At 69.0% G+C, this 15,689-nt stretch carries 20 protein-coding genes; 15 read left to right on the top strand and 5 right to left on the bottom strand.

Annotation, left to right across the window (positions count from 1 at the left end; genetic code table 11):
• The first annotated feature begins 49 nt into the window (after positions 1 to 49).
• A complete protein-coding gene (locus IG08_RS0101420; protein ID WP_030595040.1) occupies positions 50 to 481 on the top strand; it encodes a hypothetical protein in 432 nt (143 codons plus the stop codon).
• Between the two features lie 49 nt (positions 482 to 530).
• On the opposite strand, the gene IG08_RS0101415 is transcribed toward IG08_RS0101420, so the two are convergent.
• Positions 531 to 1,178 (bottom strand): hypothetical protein, encoded by a 648-nt coding sequence (locus IG08_RS0101415; RefSeq protein ID WP_030595036.1) that lies wholly within the window; start codon positions 1,176 to 1,178, stop codon positions 531 to 533.
• Between the two features lie 77 nt (positions 1,179 to 1,255).
• Positions 1,256 to 2,944 (bottom strand): chitinase, encoded by a 1,689-nt coding sequence (locus IG08_RS0101410; protein ID WP_030595033.1) that lies wholly within the window; start codon positions 2,942 to 2,944, stop codon positions 1,256 to 1,258.
• Positions 2,945 to 3,199: 255 nt separating this feature from the next.
• On the opposite strand from IG08_RS0101410, the gene IG08_RS0101405 reads away from it, so the two are divergent.
• The 14 genes from IG08_RS0101405 (at position 3,200) to IG08_RS0101340 (ending at position 14,456) form a co-directional block, all read left to right on the top strand.
• Positions 3,200 to 4,090: a hypothetical protein gene (locus IG08_RS0101405; protein WP_106980849.1), complete on the top strand. Its 891-nt coding sequence runs from the start codon at positions 3,200 to 3,202 to the stop codon at positions 4,088 to 4,090.
• 64 nt (positions 4,091 to 4,154) lie between these two features.
• Positions 4,155 to 4,862 carry a Flp pilus assembly protein CpaB gene (gene cpaB, locus IG08_RS0101400; protein ID WP_030595026.1) on the top strand — a complete coding sequence of 236 codons (708 nt, stop codon included), beginning with the start codon at positions 4,155 to 4,157 and terminating at the stop codon, positions 4,860 to 4,862.
• Positions 4,863 to 4,871: 9 nt separating this feature from the next.
• Positions 4,872 to 6,119 (top strand): CpaE/TadZ family protein, encoded by a 1,248-nt coding sequence (locus tag IG08_RS0101395; RefSeq protein ID WP_030595024.1) that lies wholly within the window; start codon positions 4,872 to 4,874, stop codon positions 6,117 to 6,119.
• Entirely contained in the window at positions 6,116 to 6,487 is a 372-nt protein-coding gene (locus tag IG08_RS0101390) for a TadE/TadG family type IV pilus assembly protein (RefSeq protein WP_030595021.1), read from the top strand. The genes IG08_RS0101395 and IG08_RS0101390 overlap by 4 nt, the downstream gene beginning before the upstream one ends.
• A gap of 1 nt (position 6,488) precedes the next feature.
• Positions 6,489 to 6,875, top strand: coding sequence for a TadE/TadG family type IV pilus assembly protein (locus tag IG08_RS0101385; protein WP_030595017.1), 387 nt, complete (start codon positions 6,489 to 6,491; stop codon positions 6,873 to 6,875).
• Between the two features lie 10 nt (positions 6,876 to 6,885).
• Positions 6,886 to 8,223 carry a TadA family conjugal transfer-associated ATPase gene (locus tag IG08_RS0101380; RefSeq protein WP_030595014.1) on the top strand — a complete coding sequence of 446 codons (1,338 nt, stop codon included), beginning with the start codon at positions 6,886 to 6,888 and terminating at the stop codon, positions 8,221 to 8,223.
• A 76-nt stretch (positions 8,224 to 8,299) separates the two neighbouring features.
• Complete coding sequence (locus IG08_RS0101375; RefSeq protein WP_030595012.1) at positions 8,300 to 9,244, top strand: type II secretion system F family protein; 945 nt, start codon at positions 8,300 to 8,302, stop codon at positions 9,242 to 9,244.
• Positions 9,245 to 9,260: 16 nt separating this feature from the next.
• Positions 9,261 to 10,151: a DUF5936 domain-containing protein gene (locus tag IG08_RS0101370; protein WP_030595009.1), complete on the top strand. Its 891-nt coding sequence runs from the start codon at positions 9,261 to 9,263 to the stop codon at positions 10,149 to 10,151.
• Positions 10,152 to 10,238: 87 nt separating this feature from the next.
• The gene (locus tag IG08_RS0101365; protein ID WP_043452874.1) at positions 10,239 to 11,438 is read left to right on the top strand and encodes a sensor histidine kinase; all 1,200 of its coding nucleotides are present in this window, start codon (positions 10,239 to 10,241) and stop codon (positions 11,436 to 11,438) included.
• Positions 11,439 to 11,465: 27 nt separating this feature from the next.
• On the top strand, positions 11,466 to 12,284 hold the full coding sequence (locus tag IG08_RS0101360; RefSeq protein WP_030595003.1) for a response regulator: 819 nt from the start codon (positions 11,466 to 11,468) through the stop codon (positions 12,282 to 12,284).
• A 133-nt stretch (positions 12,285 to 12,417) separates the two neighbouring features.
• Complete coding sequence (locus IG08_RS0101355; RefSeq protein ID WP_030595000.1) at positions 12,418 to 12,612, top strand: membrane protein; 195 nt, start codon at positions 12,418 to 12,420, stop codon at positions 12,610 to 12,612.
• Complete coding sequence (locus tag IG08_RS0101350; protein WP_030595263.1) at positions 12,609 to 13,205, top strand: pilus assembly protein TadG-related protein; 597 nt, start codon at positions 12,609 to 12,611, stop codon at positions 13,203 to 13,205. Before IG08_RS0101355 ends, IG08_RS0101350 begins: the two co-directional genes overlap by 4 nt.
• A 34-nt stretch (positions 13,206 to 13,239) precedes the next feature.
• The gene (locus IG08_RS0101345) at positions 13,240 to 13,818 is read left to right on the top strand and encodes a hypothetical protein (RefSeq protein WP_030594997.1); all 579 of its coding nucleotides are present in this window, start codon (positions 13,240 to 13,242) and stop codon (positions 13,816 to 13,818) included.
• Positions 13,819 to 13,826: 8 nt separating this feature from the next.
• Positions 13,827 to 14,456 carry an OmpA family protein gene (locus IG08_RS0101340; RefSeq protein WP_030594995.1) on the top strand — a complete coding sequence of 210 codons (630 nt, stop codon included), beginning with the start codon at positions 13,827 to 13,829 and terminating at the stop codon, positions 14,454 to 14,456.
• A 43-nt stretch (positions 14,457 to 14,499) separates the two neighbouring features.
• Here IG08_RS0101340 and IG08_RS0101335 read toward each other — a convergent pair whose 3' ends face one another.
• From IG08_RS0101335 to IG08_RS0101325, 3 genes are all read right to left on the bottom strand, one after another.
• Complete coding sequence (locus IG08_RS0101335; protein WP_030594993.1) at positions 14,500 to 14,916, bottom strand: PIN domain-containing protein; 417 nt, start codon at positions 14,914 to 14,916, stop codon at positions 14,500 to 14,502.
• Entirely contained in the window at positions 14,892 to 15,221 is a 330-nt protein-coding gene (locus IG08_RS60550) for a hypothetical protein (protein ID WP_043452872.1), read from the bottom strand. The genes IG08_RS0101335 and IG08_RS60550 overlap by 25 nt, the downstream gene beginning before the upstream one ends.
• A gap of 86 nt (positions 15,222 to 15,307) precedes the next feature.
• Complete coding sequence (locus tag IG08_RS0101325; RefSeq protein WP_030594989.1) at positions 15,308 to 15,649, bottom strand: helix-turn-helix domain-containing protein; 342 nt, start codon at positions 15,647 to 15,649, stop codon at positions 15,308 to 15,310.
• Positions 15,650 to 15,689 lie beyond the last annotated feature (40 nt).

The raw sequence follows: 15,689 nt of genomic DNA, 5'->3' as shown, positions 1-15,689 counted from the left end.
CGGGTATCTTTCGATAAGCACCGAGCCGAAGCACGGGGGACCACCGCCGATGACCAACCAGCCGCCGCCCTACGGCAACCAGCCCCCGCCCCTGCCGAGTACGGCACCACCGATCCCGCCGGTCCCGCCGACCCCACCGGGTTTCGGCCCACCGCCGCCGCAGTACGGGTACCCGCAGCCCGCTCCCCAGCAGGCCCCCGGCGGCCCTGAGTTCATGGCGGTCGACCGCCACAACTCCGTCGTCGTCGACGCGGCAGGCGTCGCCTTCGAGGACCACGGCCACTCCGCCGACTTCCCCTGGCACGAGATCCGCAGCGTCCACTACAAGGCCGGCCCCAACGGCAAGACCCTCATGATGGCCGTGATCCACATCGACGGCAGGTTCTACGAGTGCGTCGTCGACGCGAAGGGCCGGGACCTGTTGGGCCAGTGGTTCGCGCAGCTGGCGCCGGTGCTGGGGTATTACCGGCCGATGGGGTAGGCGCCGTCCTCGATCTCCGCTCACGTCCTAGGGGATTCGGCAGGCCGGACTATGCGCGAAGGCTCGCCCCGAGGGGGGCGATACCGGCCCGCTTGGCACGGGCCATGCGGGCCTTGTCGCGGGTGATCTCCCCGTACAGGTCCGGTGGCGTCCGGGTGCCGCGCTCCAGTGTCATGAAGTCCGTCGCGCCGGGCGCGGCGATCACTCCGCCGAACTCGGGGTCGCCGGCGAACCAGGCGCCGTGCTCCATCTCGCCCGTCCAGCGCTTCCTCTGGAGCGGGTTGATCGCCCGCATGGTCCTGGACCAGTCGCCGTCCGCGTCGGTTCTCACGCGCACGGGGAGCGCCGCGTCCTTGACGCCGGGGGCGGGACGGATGGACGCGCGGTACTCCCAGGGGTATTCACGAAGAACCTTCCGGATCCTCCGCAGCCGGAGGACGGGCCCCAACGAGTACAGCGCGAAGGCGAAGACGAACGGGGCCGCGACGACGCACACGAGGCCCGCGACGCGCATCCACATCGGTTGCGTCGTGGGCCGGTCCCCGAGCATCCCCATCACCACCAGGGTCGCCAGCAACAGCATCACGACCGGCGGCAGGACCGCCCCCGCGCGCAGACGTGCGAGCTGCCAGTTCCGCCGCGTCTCGGGGTGATCGAAGGCGCACTTGTCCGTGGGGACCTGCACGGGGGGTGTCATCTGGCCGGCTCCTGCTTCGGGGTTTCGCGAGTGTAGGACACCTTTCGATCAGAGCCGGCCAGCCCTATGACAGCGCGCTACGGCAGCGCGTGCACGTGCGGCCCCACCGCGTTCGACCACGCGTTGCCCGCGGTCGCGTCCCAGTTCGTCGACCACGTCATCGCGCCCCGTAGGTCGGGATACGTCGTCGACGGCTTGAAGGAGCCGCAACTCGTGCCCGCCGTAAGGCAGTCGAGTGCGTTGTTCACGACCGTCGGCGACACGTACCCGCTCCCCGCCCCGCTCGTCGAGGCGGGCAGCCCCAACCCCACCTGGGACGGGGCCAGTCCGCCCTCCAGCTGGATGCAGGCCAGCGCGGTCAGGAAGTCCACCGAGCCCTGCGAGTACACCTTGCCGTCGCAGCCCAGCATCGAACCGCTGTTGTAGTACTGCATGTTGACGACCGTGAGGATGTCCTTCACGTTCAGCGCGGTCTGGAAGTAGGCGTTGGACGTCGACTGCATGTCGATCGTCTGCGGTGCCATCGTCAGGATCAACGACGACCCCGCCTGCGCCGCCAGCGCCCGCAACGCCTGTGTCATGTAGGTCGCGTTGAGCCCGTTCTCCAGGTCGATGTCGACGCCGTCGAAGCCGTACGTCTGCATCAACGCGTACACCGAGTTCGCGAAGTTCGTCGCGGACGTCGGGTCGGTCACGGACACCGTGCCGTTCTGGCCGCCCACCGAGACGATGACCTTCTTCCCGGCCGCCTGCTTGGTCTTGATGTCGGCCTTGAACTGGTCGACCGTGTAGCCGCCCAGGCCGGCGGAGTCGAGGTTGAAGGTCACGGCGCCCGGTGTCGTCGTAGCGTCCGCGAACGCCACCGCGATGATGTCGTACTGGGACTGGACGTCCGAGAGCTTCTGGACGGTCGCCCCGTTGTTGAAGTTCTGCCAGTACCCGGTCACCGCGTGCTTCGGCAGAGCGGTGCCGCCCTCACTCGTGGCGGTCGTCGTGCCCGTCACCGCCGTCGACTTCGCCGACTCGCCCGCCGCGTTCGTCGCCGTGACCTGGAAGGAGTACGACGTCGACGCCGCGAGTCCGGTCACGGTGGCCGAGGTTCCGGTCACCGCCGTCACCTTCGTGCCGTCGCGGTAGACGGTGTAGCCCGTGGCGCCGGACACCGTGCTCCAGGCCAGGGAGACGGATGACGAGGACGTACCCGACACGGAGACGCCGCTCGGTGCGCCCGGCACCGAAGGCTCCGGGTCACCCCCGCCGCCCCCGTCCGGGCCGTACACCGACACATCGTCCGCGTAGTACGCCGCCTGCCCGTACCAGCCGTGCGTGTACACCGTCACCGAGGTCGTCGAGGCGCCGGTCGTGAAGGTCGTCGAGAGCTGTTTCCACGCGGTCGAGTCCGGGGTCCACGTCGACACGTCCGTCGTGCCCGTGCCCGTCGCGCCCAGGTAGGCGTACCCGCCCTGCACCCATGCGCTCAGTGTGTACGTCGAGTTCGGCCGGACCGCGACCGTCTGGGTGCAGCGGGCGTTGTCCTGCCCGGCCGGCGTGGCCTTCAGCGCGGCCGAGCCGCCGTGCACCGGGGAGGAGACCGTCGTACCGCTGCTCGCGGAGCAGGTCCAGTCGGTCAGGCCGGACTCGAAGCCGGCGTTCGTGGAGTTGTTGATGTCCGCGGCGGACGCCTGAGCCGCGCCCGCCAGGGAGAGGGTGAGGGCGGCGGTCACCGCTCCCGACCAGAACCGTATCGATCGCTTGTGAGGGGACATGACAATAAGTTGGTCCAGACCAATCCCGCTGTCAAGAGTGCGGTCAGGGGTGCGTCCCAACTCGCCCTCCTGGCCGCCAAAGCTCTGGCAAGTGCGCCCCATCTGGGCAGGAATCGCCCTCTTTTGAGCCCTCAATAAGGCCAACAAGTCACAGAAACGCTGTTCTCCGGTCACAGGGGCGTGGTTACAGTGCTCGTGTAGTCACGCAGTGAAGTCGACCGGGTGGGCCGGAGTGACGCCGGTAAGCCCACGGGCATGGGATACGGGGAGCTGCGCGTGCCAACTGCCATCGCCGTGACCAGTGCCGACATGGCGCTGCCGCCGCACGACGAGCGGACCGTGCCCGCCGTCGTGCTCGCCGACCTCGACCGGCAGCCGCTCGACCACTCGCTGGCCGCCGTCCAGTCGCTGATCGACCAGCACGGGCATGTGGTCGTCGTGTACTCGCAGGCGGTACCGGCAAGTGTCGAACAACGACTGCGTACCGTCCGTTCCCTGCTCGAGAGTGACCGTATCGCCCTGTTCCGCCCCGATCTGCCACCCCTCGGACTCGCCGCCCTGGCCCGCCAGTTGAGACAGCTCGCGTCCTGCGACCTCAGCCCGGGCGTGCTCGCCTCGGCCGGCCGGCTGCTCACCCACTACATCCACGCCGGCGCGCTCCTCGGCTCCGTCACCAAGCTCGACCGCGTCCCCGTCGACCTCAAGGCGCACGCCAAGTCCTGGGTGCCCGGCAGCCAGTTCGGCGTGGTCGCGCATCCGCAGCCGCAGCTCGTGCGGATCGGGCCCGGTGCCACGCTCGCCGGCCCGGAGTTCGCCACCTCGATGCTCGTCGCCAAGGGGCAGCTCCAGTCCGACTGGGTCTCCCAGACCCTGGCCAAGGCGTGGAGCGTCCAGGGGCTGCGCGAGGTGCCGCTGCCCGCCGAGTCCCCCGAGTGGTGGGGGACCGGCAGACTGATCGAGTTCTGCACCTTCCTGCCCGACCTGTCGGTCCTTTACCAACTGGTCACCTCGGTGCGGCAGAACATCTGTCACTGGTGCGGGATCGACGTCATCGGCGACCGCTGTGTCTTCTGTTCCGCGACAGCACCCGAACCATCCGCGTACGACAACCGACCCGTCTACCAGCGCCAACTGCCCGCCGGGTGAGCCGTACCCGTCTCCCCCTCCCCGATTCCGCTCGACCGAGCCCCCCAACGAGGTTGTACGGTTCATGAACTCCCGTCAGCGCCGCGGCGTGATACTCCTGCTCCTGTCGGTCCTGTGCGCCCTGGCCGCGTTCGCCGGCGTGCTGTCCGTCATCAACGACGTGAAGTCCAAGGTCGGCCCCGAGGTCACCGCGTACCGGGTGAAGTCCGATATCAAGCCCTACGCCGGCCTCAGCGCGGGACAGTTCGAGAAGACGGAGATGCCCGAGCGCTGGCTGTCGGCCAACGCCGTCACCGACCTCAAGGACATCACCGGCAAGATCGCCGTGACCACCCTCAAAGCGGGCTCCCTGCTGCAGAGCGACATGATCGTCGACCAGCCCGCCCTGCAGCCCGGGCAGCAGGAGGTCGCCATCATGATCGACGCGGCGACCGGTGTCGCCGGCAAGATCACGCCGGGATCGACGGTCAACGTCTACGCCACCTTCGAGGGCCAGCGCGAGGGCGACCCCGACCAGGCCAAGGTCATCGTGACCAACGCCCGGGTCATCGACGTCGGCGAGCTGACCCCCCTCAACCCGGACGCCGACGACCGCACCCGGCAGGCCACCGAGGCCGTCCCCATCACCTTCGCGCTGACCACCCTCGACGCCCAGCGCATCACGTACGCCGAGTCGTTCGCCGAGGAGGTCCGGCTCGCGCTCGTCGCGCCCGGCACCGACACCACCGTCCCGGAGCAGGACCGCACCTACGAACTCGCCAAGGACAAGTGAGAGGCCGCCATGCCCACGAGGATCCTCCCGGCAGTCGGCGACCCGGACGCGGTCCGCTCCCTCACGACCCTCCTCAGCCAGCTCCCGGACGCCGAGCCGGTGGCCCCGGTGACCGACTCCACCCAGCTCATCGACACCCTCGCGCGTCTCGCCGCCGAGTCGATCGACGAGCTGCCCGAAGTCGTGGTGGTGCACGAACGCATCGGCCCCGTCCCGGCCCTGGAGCTCATCCGCGAGGTCGCCCTGCGCTTCCCGGCCGCCGGCGTCATTCTCGTCACCTCCGACGCGAGCCCCGGCCTCTTCCAGGCCGCCATGGACTACGGCGCCCGCGGCCTGATCGCCCTCCCGCTGGGCTACGAGGAACTCGCCAGCCGGGTGCACGCGGTCGCCCAGTGGTCGGTGGGCGTACGGCGTCATCTGGGCGCCTCCGGCGACATGTTCACCGGAGTCGGCGGCACCGTCGTCACGGTCAGCGGTGCCAAGGGCGGGGTCGGCGCGACCCTGACCGCCATCCAACTCGCCCTCGCCGCCCAGGCGTCGGGCCGTAGCACCGCCCTGCTCGACATGGACCTCCAGACCGGCGACATCGCCTCCTACCTCGACGTCCAGTTCCGCCGCTCGGTCGTCGACCTGGCCGCCATCACCGACATCACGCCCCGCGTCCTCGCCGACGCCGTCTTCCGCCACGACACGGGCCTGGCGCTGCTGTTGGCTCCCGGGGACGGCGAACGCGGCGAGGAGGTCACCGACCGCGCCGCCCGCCAGATCGTCGGCGCCCTGCGCTCCCGCTACGAGGTCGTCGTCGTCGACTGCGGGGCCCAGCTCAGCGGCGCGGGCGCGGCCGTCGTGGAGATGGCCGACACGGCCCTCCTGGTCACCACCCCCGACGTGGTCGCGGTCCGCGGCGCCAAGCGGGCCGTACGCATGTGGGACCGCCTCCAGGTCCGCAAGGCCGAGGAGACCATGGTCGTCGTCAACCGCCACACCCGCGGTACGGAGATCCAGCCCCCGCTCATCCAGAAGATCACCGGCACCGCCATCGCCCAGATCGCGATCCCCGCCAACTTCAAGGAACTCCAGGCGGCCGTGGACGCGGGGCGCGTGCACGAGCTCGACGGCAAGAGTGTCGTGAAGCAGGCTCTGTGGGCGCTCGCGGGGGAGTTGGGGCTGATCAAGGGGGCTGAGGGCGCCGCCCACCGGAACGGGAGGCCCCGGGGGGCGGTCGGGTTCCGGCGGCGCAAGGAGCTCGGACGGTGAGGGCGCGACGGGACGAGGGCCAGGTCACGATCGAGTTCCTCGGCATGACCCCGCTGATCATCATCACGCTGGTGCTGATGTGGCAGTTCGTCCTGTTGGGATACACGTACACGCTCGCGGGGAATGCTGCGGACGAGGCGGCGCGGGCGGGAACGGCGGTGCCCCAGGGGCAGCGGGCGGGCGCGTGCCAACAGGCGGGCTTGGACAAGCTGCCGGACGCGTGGAGCGGCGAGGTGGAGTGCAGCACGTCCGGCGGCTATGTCAGAGCCACCGTCACGCTCCACGTCCCCGTCCTCTTCCCGGGCGCGATCGGCTTCCCCTTCGACGTGAAGGGCCACGCGGGTGCCGTGGAGGAGGTGAAGGACTGAGATGTCGTACGACGGTATAGGCCGCGACCGGGGGCGAGACCGGGGGCGAGACCGGGGGCGAGATCGTGGGCAGGTCGCCCTCGAATACCTCGGATTCATCCCGATCCTGATCCTCGTCGCGATGGCGGGCGTGCAGATCGGGCTGATCGCGTACACCGGCCAGCAGGCGGGAACCGCGGCCAGGTCGGGGGCGCGGGCCGCCTCGCTCCAGGAGAGCGCCCAGCAGGGGTGCGTGAACGCGATCAGCTCCTCGTTGTCCGTCGACTGTTCCGCCGCCGAGGGCGGGGACGACGTCACGGTCACCGCCACCGTCGACATCCCGTCCATCGTTCCCGGCTGGGACTTCGGCACCGCCCAGAAGACCGCCACCATGCCGCTCGACCACTGAGGAAGCCCCCATGAGCCTGCGGTCACGCATCAACACCCCGGAAGAGAACGGCAGCCGGGGCGAGGACGGCCACCTCGTCTCCTCCTACCGCGCCAAGCTCCTGGAGGAGATCGACCTCGCGGAGATGAGCTCGCTGGCGGCGGCCGAGCGCAGGGCCCGCCTGGAACGGGTGCTCGGGCACATCATCAGCCGCGAGGGCCCGGTCCTGTCGACGGTGGAGCGCTCCCAGCTGATCCGGCGGGTGGTCGACGAAGCGCTGGGCCTGGGCATCCTGGAACCACTCCTGGAGGACGCGTCCATCACCGAGATCATGGTGAACGGCCCGGACCAGATCTTCGTCGAACGAGGCGGCCGCGTCGAACAGCTCCCGCTCCGCTTCCCCTCCCACGACCAGCTGATGCAGACGATCGAGCGGATCGTCTCGACGGTCAACAGGCGGGTGGACGAGTCGAACCCGATGGTCGACGCGCGCCTGCCGTCCGGCGAGCGCGTCAACGTGATCATCCCGCCGCTCTCCCTCACCGGCGCCGTCCTCACGATCCGCCGCTTCCCGCGCTCGTTCACTCTGCAGGAACTGTCCGGCTTCGGCTCGCTGGACGAGCAGATGCTGTACCTGCTGGCGGGGTTGGTGCAGGCGCGCTTCAACATCATCGTGTCGGGAGCCACGGGCACGGGAAAGACGACGCTCCTGAACGCCCTGTCCGGACTCATCCCCGACAGCGACCGCATCATCACCATCGAGGACTCGGCCGAACTCCAGCTCCAGCAGCGGCACGTGGTCCGGCTGGAGGCCCGCCCCCCGAACGTGGAGGGCCAGGGCCGGGTCACCATCCGCGACCTCGTGCGCAACTCGCTGCGCATGCGCCCCGACCGGATCGTGGTCGGTGAGGTCCGAGGCGGCGAGTCCCTGGACATGCTCCAGGCGATGTCGACGGGCCACGACGGCTCGCTCGCCACCGTCCACGCCAACAGCGCGGAGGACGCGCTGATGCGGCTCAAGACCCTGGCCTCCATGTCCGAGGTGGAGATCCCCTTCGAGGCGCTGCACGACCAGATCAACAGCGCGATCGACGTGATCATCCAGCTCACCCGCTTCGCCGACGGCACCCGCCGCATCACCGAGATCGCCCTGCTGGACAGCCACGGCAGCGAGCCGTACCGCCTGGCGACGGTCGCCCGCTTCAACGCCCGGCCGATGGCCCCCGACGGCCGCATCTACGGCCACTTCGAGTACTTCCCCCTCCCACGCCGCACCGTCGACCGCCTCTACATGGCGAGCCAGCCCACCCCCCAGGCCTTCGGCGTGGCCGAGACCGCAGCCCAGCTAGCCATCCGAGAAGCCAGGTAGGACCCACCCATGGACCCCCAGGAATCAGACAAGGCCCGCCCCATGGACCCCCAGGAAACCAGGTAGGACCACCCCCATGGACCTGCAGACCCTAGACACGCTCACCACCGGCATAGCCCTGCTCGCCTGCGTACTCGCCGTCATCGGCGTCCACGTCTACGCCAAGGGCCGGGCACAGCGGGCGGCCCTCGTCGACCGCCTGACCTCCGCCGGCCAGGTCCCGTACGTCGGCCGCCGGCGCCGCTTCCGCAACCTGGACCGCCGCCTCCGCCGTACGCAGCTGGGCCGGAAGCTGGAACTCCGGCTGGCGGCGACCGGCCTGGACATCACACCGGGCGAGTTCTTCGCGGCCATGCTGGCGGCGGTCGCGGGCCTGTGGCTGGTCGGCCAGGCGACCCTGGCCCCCTTCTTCGGCCCGATCGCCGGACTGCTGGGCATCTGGGCTGCGGTCCAGTTCCTCAACTGGCAACGCCAGAAGCGCATCGAGAAGTTCATCAACCAACTCCCCGAACTGGCCCGCATCCTGGCCAACGCGACCCACGCGGGCCTCGCCCTGCGGACGGCGATCGGCATGGCGGCGGAGGAGCTGGAGGCCCCGGCGGGCGAGGAACTGGCCAAGGTGGCCGACCAGTTGGCGGTGGGCATGACGATGGACGACGCACTGGGGGAGATGGCGGAACGGCTGCCGTCACGCGAACTGGTCGTCCTGGTCACGACCTTGGTCCTCTCCAACAAGGCGGGCGGCCAGGTGGTCAGCGCCCTGCGGAACCTGACGGAGACGCTGGAGGAGCGGAAAGAGACGAGGCGCGAGGTCCGCACCCAGCTGTCCCAGGTGAGCATGACGTCGTACGCGGTCCCGGTGCTGGGCGTGGGCTCGCTGTTCCTGATGAACGGCGTCAAGGACGGGGCGCTGGAACGCATGACGGGATCCCCGTTCGGCCAGGGAGCGGTGATCATCGCGTTCGCGCTGTACGCGGTCGGCTTCATCCTCATCCGCCGCATGTCCCGCATCGACGTCTGAGGGGAGGGAGGCAGAGATGGTGGCACTCGGGCTGGCCCTGTTGATGGCTGTGAGCGTCTGGGGCGTCTTCGCCGGCATCCGCATGTACCGCGCGGACGCGAAACTGCCGAGCGACCTGGTGCTGGCCCTGGAGGTCGGCGCCACCCGCACCGGCGCGGTGGACTCCCTGATCGACCGCATGGGCATGCGCTACGCCCCCGCGGTCCTACGGCTGATGGGCCCCAAACAGGTCGCGAAGTACCGCCGCAAGATCGACCTCGCGGGCAATCCCGGCGGCCTGACGATCCACCGCTACGCGGCACGCAGGGCGGTCTACGGCTTCCTCGGCGGCGTCGGCTTCCTGGTCTTCCTGCTCCGGGGCAACGTACTGGTGGCCCTGCTCCTGCTGGCCTTCGGCGCGTTCTGGACGGAGGTCGGCATCTGGTCGGCGATCCGTATCCGCAAGGACGTCATCGAGCGCACCCTGCCGGACTTCCTGGACGTGCTCGCGGTGGTGGTGAGCGCGGGTCTGGGTTTCCGCCAGGCGCTGGACCGGGTGGCGTCGAAGTACGAGGGCCCATGGGCGGACGAACTCCGCATCACGCTCCGCCAGATGGACCTGGGGATGAGCCGCCGGCAGGCCTTCGCGGAGCTGCGGCGTCGCAACGACTCGGAGCAGGTGGCGATGTTCGTGACGGCACTCCAGCAGGGGGAGGAGCTCGGTGCGCCGATCGTCGACACGCTGGTCGCCCTGGCCAAGGACATGCGGCGCACGGACGCGCAGAACGCCCGCCGCAAGGCGGCCCGCGCGGTCCCGAAGGCCACGATGATGATCACGACGTTCATGGTCCCGGCGACGATGATCCTGCTGGGCGCGGGGTTGCTGCTGGGGTCGGGGACGGACTTCGGCTCCATCACGGGGAAGTAGGGGACAGTGGCAGCCGTCGACGGTGCTCAGCCCTCACAGGGGCCAACCGCACCCGCACTCTCCATCCAGGTGAACGCCCTCCAAGCCATGTGCCGCCAAGTCTTCGGCTTCCGCCTGGCCATGATCGCCGTCGCCGCCCCCGCGGCCCTCCTCAACGCCAACCCGGGCCTGGGCACCCGCCTCGTAGGCACGGCCGTAGTGGTCACCTTCATGGTGTCGTACGTCCTCTTCAGGGACTGGGAACGCTTCGGCCCCCTCCTCCTCCGCCACCCCACCCTCCTGGCCCTGGACACCCTCTTCGGCTCGCTCCTCCTGATCTCCGCGGGCCCCGACACCACCCTCGCCTACGTCAGCGTCTGCACCCCCCTCCTCGCAGGCATCGCCTACAGCTGGCGAGGCGCCGCAGTCTTCGCCTCCCTCCAGTCCCTGATCCTGCTCCTGGTCCAGACGGCCCTGCACCACCACTCAAGCCCCGCCGAGACCCTCCTCCTCCCCGGCTTCTGCGTGATCACCGGCGCGGTCGGCTCGACCCTCCGCAACCTGCTGCTCCGCTTCGGTACGGCGACCCAGGCCCTGACGACGATGAAGGCCCGCCTGGCCGTGGCGGAGGCGATCAGCGCGGAACGGGCCCGCCTGGCAAGGGAGATGCACGACTCGGTGGCCAAGACGCTGCACGGCGTGGCCCTGGCGGCGGAAGGCCTGGCGATCTCGGCGAGCGCCACCCACCCGAACCCGACCCTGCTCAGGCAGCAGGCCGAACTGGTGGCCCGCTCGGCCCGCAGAGCGGCGACGGAGTCCCGCGAAATCCTCAGCGACCTACGCCGTGAGTCGGACCAGGCGGACAGCACGGACGTACTACGGGAACTGGCGGCCCGTACAAAGGACTTCAGCACCCGAACCGGCCTGCAGACGGACTACCACCCCGCCGAGGAGATGGCCGCACCCCCCGTCACTCCGCCCGTGGCCCGCCAACTCCTCACGATCGCGGAGGAGGCGATGGAGAACGCCCACCGCCACGCGTCGGCGACCCACATCGACGTACGCGCCGGTGTCGAAGGCGACCAACTCTGCATCAGCGTGTACGACGACGGCCGCGGCCTGCCCCCGGACACCACCCTCGACGAACTCCGCCGAGCGGGCCACTTCGGTCTGGTCGGCATGGTGGAACGCGCCGCGTCGGTGGGCGCCCGCATCCACATAGGCAGAGGCGCGCACGCGAAAGGCACGGAGGTACTCCTGCAACTCCCGTTGGCGGAGCTGACACCGACGCACGGCGCAACCACCTGACCCCCCACGATGAGAGGAGGCCGTGAGATGCCGGACCGACGACAGCCCCCCGAGCCCCCGTTCGCGAACTTCCCGACGGCAACGCAGCCGCCGCCCGCCCCCGTACGGGTCGTAGTGGCGGACGACAACCCGGTGGTCCGGGCCGGCCTCACCGCCCTCCTCTCGGGCCGCGAGGACATCACGGTCGTAGGGGAGGCCGCCGACGGCCGCGAGGCCTACGAGACCGCCCGCCGGCACCGCCCCGACGTCATCCTCCTGGACGTCCGGATGCCCGGAGTGGACGGCATTTCGGCCCTCCCTTACCTGGTACCGATCGCGCCGGTCATGATGCTGACGTACAGCGGAGAACCGGAGATCGTCCAGGAGGCCCTGCGCCTCGGCGCGGACGGCTACCTGGTCCACGGCGAGTTCACGACGGACCAACTGGTGGGCGCGGTGCGGGACATCAGGGTGGGCAGGGCTCACTTCACGCCGACGGCGGCGGGTGCGTTGCTGGCCCGGCTTCGGGAGGGTGTGAGTACGGGTGCGACTGCATACGAAAATGCGGAGCCACCCATTCCGACCTCACCAATTTCTCCACAAAGGCTTTCGCAATTGCAACCAACTGTGCGACAGTCATCGTCTGACAGGTCACGGTTCCAACTGAGCGCGAGGGAGGCGGAGATCATGGATTTCATCGCATCCGGCATGAACAACCAGCAGATCGCCGCCACTTGCTTCATCAGCGAGAAGACGGTCAAGAACCACATCAACCGCATCTTCGCCAAGCTCCACAGCACGAGCCGTTCCCAAGCAGCCGCAAAGTGGCTGGGTACGGCGCCGAGTTCGAGCCGAGGACTGGGGTGAGCTGTGGTGATGCGAGGGGGGAGAGGCCGGGCGGCTGACTGGGTCCACGTCTGGGCCCACGGGCCCTATCCGGAACGGGACCTTCCGGCATACGCTCCGGATGCCGAAGGCGACGTCACCGGAGGGGCCCACCATGAGCAACTGGATCAACACGACCGTCTCGCACCTTCAGGCGCGCGCCGCGCGCAACGACAAGGGGCAGACCGCGGTCGAGTACCTGGGGATCATCGCGGTGGTGGTGGCGATTGTGCTGGCGATTACGGGGACGGACATCGGGCAGACGATCTACGACGCGATCGTGGCCAAGATCGACGAAGTCATCGGCTGACAAAGACTCGTAGGTACAACGACGCAGGGCAGGCTTTCCCCATCTACATCATGGTGGTGGCGGGTCTGCTCTTTCTCGCGTTCGCCTACCTTGCGGTCGGCCAGGCGGCGGCGAACCGGAACGGCGCCCAGACGGCAGCGGATGCGGCGGCACTCGCGGCGGCCATGGACACTCGGGACCAACTCGCGGGCCAGTGGGTCGAGGACGTACTCGACCCGACCCAGTGGCAGGACATCTTCGACGGCAACGCACCGGTCGACAACTCCTGCGGGCGGGCCGTAGAGCTCGCCGCCCAGAACGATGCCGGTGACGTGGACTGCCAGCCGGTAGGGCTCCTGAGCTACGAGGTCACACTCAAGACCAACAAGCCCGTGGGAGACTCCATCGTCCCCGGCACCGACGACCTTCACTCAACGGCGTCCGCCACCGCCGTGATCGAGCCGCTGTGTGAGTTCGAGCTCCCCGGGGAGGGTGCGGGGGACGACGTCCTGCCGGAGCTCACCTGCAAGGACGGGAACTGGCAACTGGACCCGAAGGATCTCACCGATCTTCCGGAACCCAAGGACCTCTTCGACGTCCATCTGGCCGACTGACAAGCGAACGACGAGTGATGAAGGAAGCGGAGTGATGAGCATTCGGTTCACGGCGAAGGCCCGCAGGGGGATGGTCGCGTTGACTCTTGCCGCCGGACTGGCCGTCGGTGTGGCCGGCTGCGGCGGGGGTGGCGACGACGACAAGAAGCCGGAGGCGTCGGCCTCCGCTTCCAAAGACGGCGGGTCCAATCCCAGTACTCAAGAGGGCACGGACGAGCCTCTGGCCGAGCTCAAGGGCGACGGTGGTCTGATCCTCCAGATCACCTCTGCCACACGCGATTCCGGAGGCTTCGTCACCGTGAGCGGAAACCTCAAGAACGACGGTGACGAGGCGGCCCGGATCTCGGTGCGGACAGCAGGTGACGAGACCGAAATCATCAGGCATGGCTCCTCGTTGGGCGGAGCAACCCTCGTGGACTCGGCGACCAAGAAGCGCTACTACGTCCTACGTGACACCGACGGGCGTCCTTTGACGACCACGGGCATGCCGAGGATCGACGCCGGGGCATCCATCCCGGTGTTCATGCAGTTCCCCGCGCCGCCGTCGAGCACGTCCGAAGTCACCTTCCAGCTGCCCACGTTCGCAGCCGCCACCATCCAGATCTCCGGGTGAGGCCGAGGATGACCACCACCCACACCCCACCCCGCCTCGCCCTGGCAGTGACCGTCGTCTCGCTCATGACGGCCATGGCCATCACCCCCGCCCACGCCGACGACAGCCCCAGCGTCCCCCCAGGCACCGAACCCTCCGCCACCGCGCCCGTCGAGGTCGACGCCAACGACCCGGACCTCAAGATCCCGGAAGGCGCCACCCTCGCCGAACCCAAGGTCCTGGACATCAAGCAGGTCGTGGAGGACCAGAGCGGCGACGAACGCCGCGAGGACACGAACGCGGACGTGAAGTTCGCCCTCCAGGCGGAGGTCCTGTTCGGCAAGGACAGCGCGAAGCTCAACGGCGAGGCGAAGGCCCGGATCTCCGGGATCGCGGACGAGATCAAGACCCAGAACGCGACGCGGATCCGGGTCTTCGGCTTCACGGACAACCTGGGCTCCTCGACCCACGGCGACGTCCTGTCCAAGCAGCGGGCGAACGCCGTGGAAGACGTCCTGGCACAGGAGTTGAACGACTCGAACATCACCTTCGAGGTACGCGGCTACGGCGAGGACTACCCGATCGCCTCCAACTCGACGGAGTCGAGCCGCAAGAAGAACCGCAGGGTCGAGGTGTCGTTCCCGCGGGGGGAGAACTGAGGGGGCTTCCCCGCGCTTCCGCCCGCGTAGGTCGGGTCGCTGATCAGACCGTCACGGCACGGACCTTGTCGCCGCACAGCCTGTTCAGGTCGTCCACGTCCGAGGTGACGACGATGCGCGGTCCCGAATATCCCAGTGCCGTCGCCGCCATGACGGAGTCGATTGCGTACTTGTGACCGTGCAGGTTTGCGTTGCGCAGCAGGTCAATGGCACGCCAGGTGATGGTCTCGGTCACCGGCAGGACTTCCAGGCGGGACACGTGCCGGCGAAAGCGGTCCATGCGGACCTTCGCGTGCCAGGCCTCGATGAGGGTCAGATTGCTGACGGCGACCAAGGTGTCCTTGGACTGAGCCATGCGTACGAGTCCCGCGACCCGTTCATCGTTGTCCATGAACTTGCTCAGTCCCTGGCTGTCGAGCAGCAGGACCCCGTGGCTCAACTGGCCTCGAGCCCTTGCCATCCGGTCTCCCCCTTGCCGGCCTGCCGCCCGTCGCGCTCCTCGGCCATGGCCTCGGCCTCGCGGAAGATCTCGGAGGCCCAGCCCTCGACCTCCGGCGAGGGCGCACCGATCTCCGCCTCCTTGGCCTGCAGGAGCTCTTCCAGTAGGTCACGCTGTATCTGCCGCTCCACGGCCGCACTGACATAGGCGGAGAATCCGCGCGAGCCCACCCTGGCCCTGACTGCGGCGATGCGTCCCGCAGGCATGGACACGCTCACCTTCTGGGAGGGTCCGTCGTCTGGGGTGTACTGCGCCGGGGAATCCATGACAGCAGTGTAGCAATTGAAGTAGCAAACTGCTCTGGGGCTGTACCTCGACGGTCGGCCGGCCGGACCACCGAGGTCGCCCCTTTTCAGGCGGCGCTGCTGTGGTGCGGGGTGAAGGCGACGCGGGTCTCGTCCTCGTCGAGGGCAATGTTCAGGGAGGCATCAAGTTCCCTGGCGAGCTTGGCGAGCAGGGGCAGGGTGGGGACGGTGTCGGAGCCCTCGATCCGGGAGATCCTGGCCTGATTGAGTCCGGCACGGGCCGCGAGTTCGGTCTGGGGCAGGCCGAGTTCGGTCCTGCGGTCGTACACGGCTTGGGCGAGGGCCATGGAGAGGCGGATTTCCTGGCGGGCCTCGACCACGTCGGCGGGTTCGATGAACCCGTCGGTGAGCTTCCGCTCACGCATGGTCTTCCAGCGGCTGTGGCTCATTTCTCGACCTCACCTTCCTCACGCCAAGGGCGTATACGTC

The sequence above is a fragment of the Streptomyces fulvoviolaceus genome (assembly GCF_000718165.1).
GTDB lineage: Bacteria > Actinomycetota > Actinomycetes > Streptomycetales > Streptomycetaceae > Streptomyces > Streptomyces fulvoviolaceus.
The sequence above is the reverse complement of the archived record's forward strand: the minus strand, read 5'-3'. Positions and strand labels throughout refer to the sequence as shown.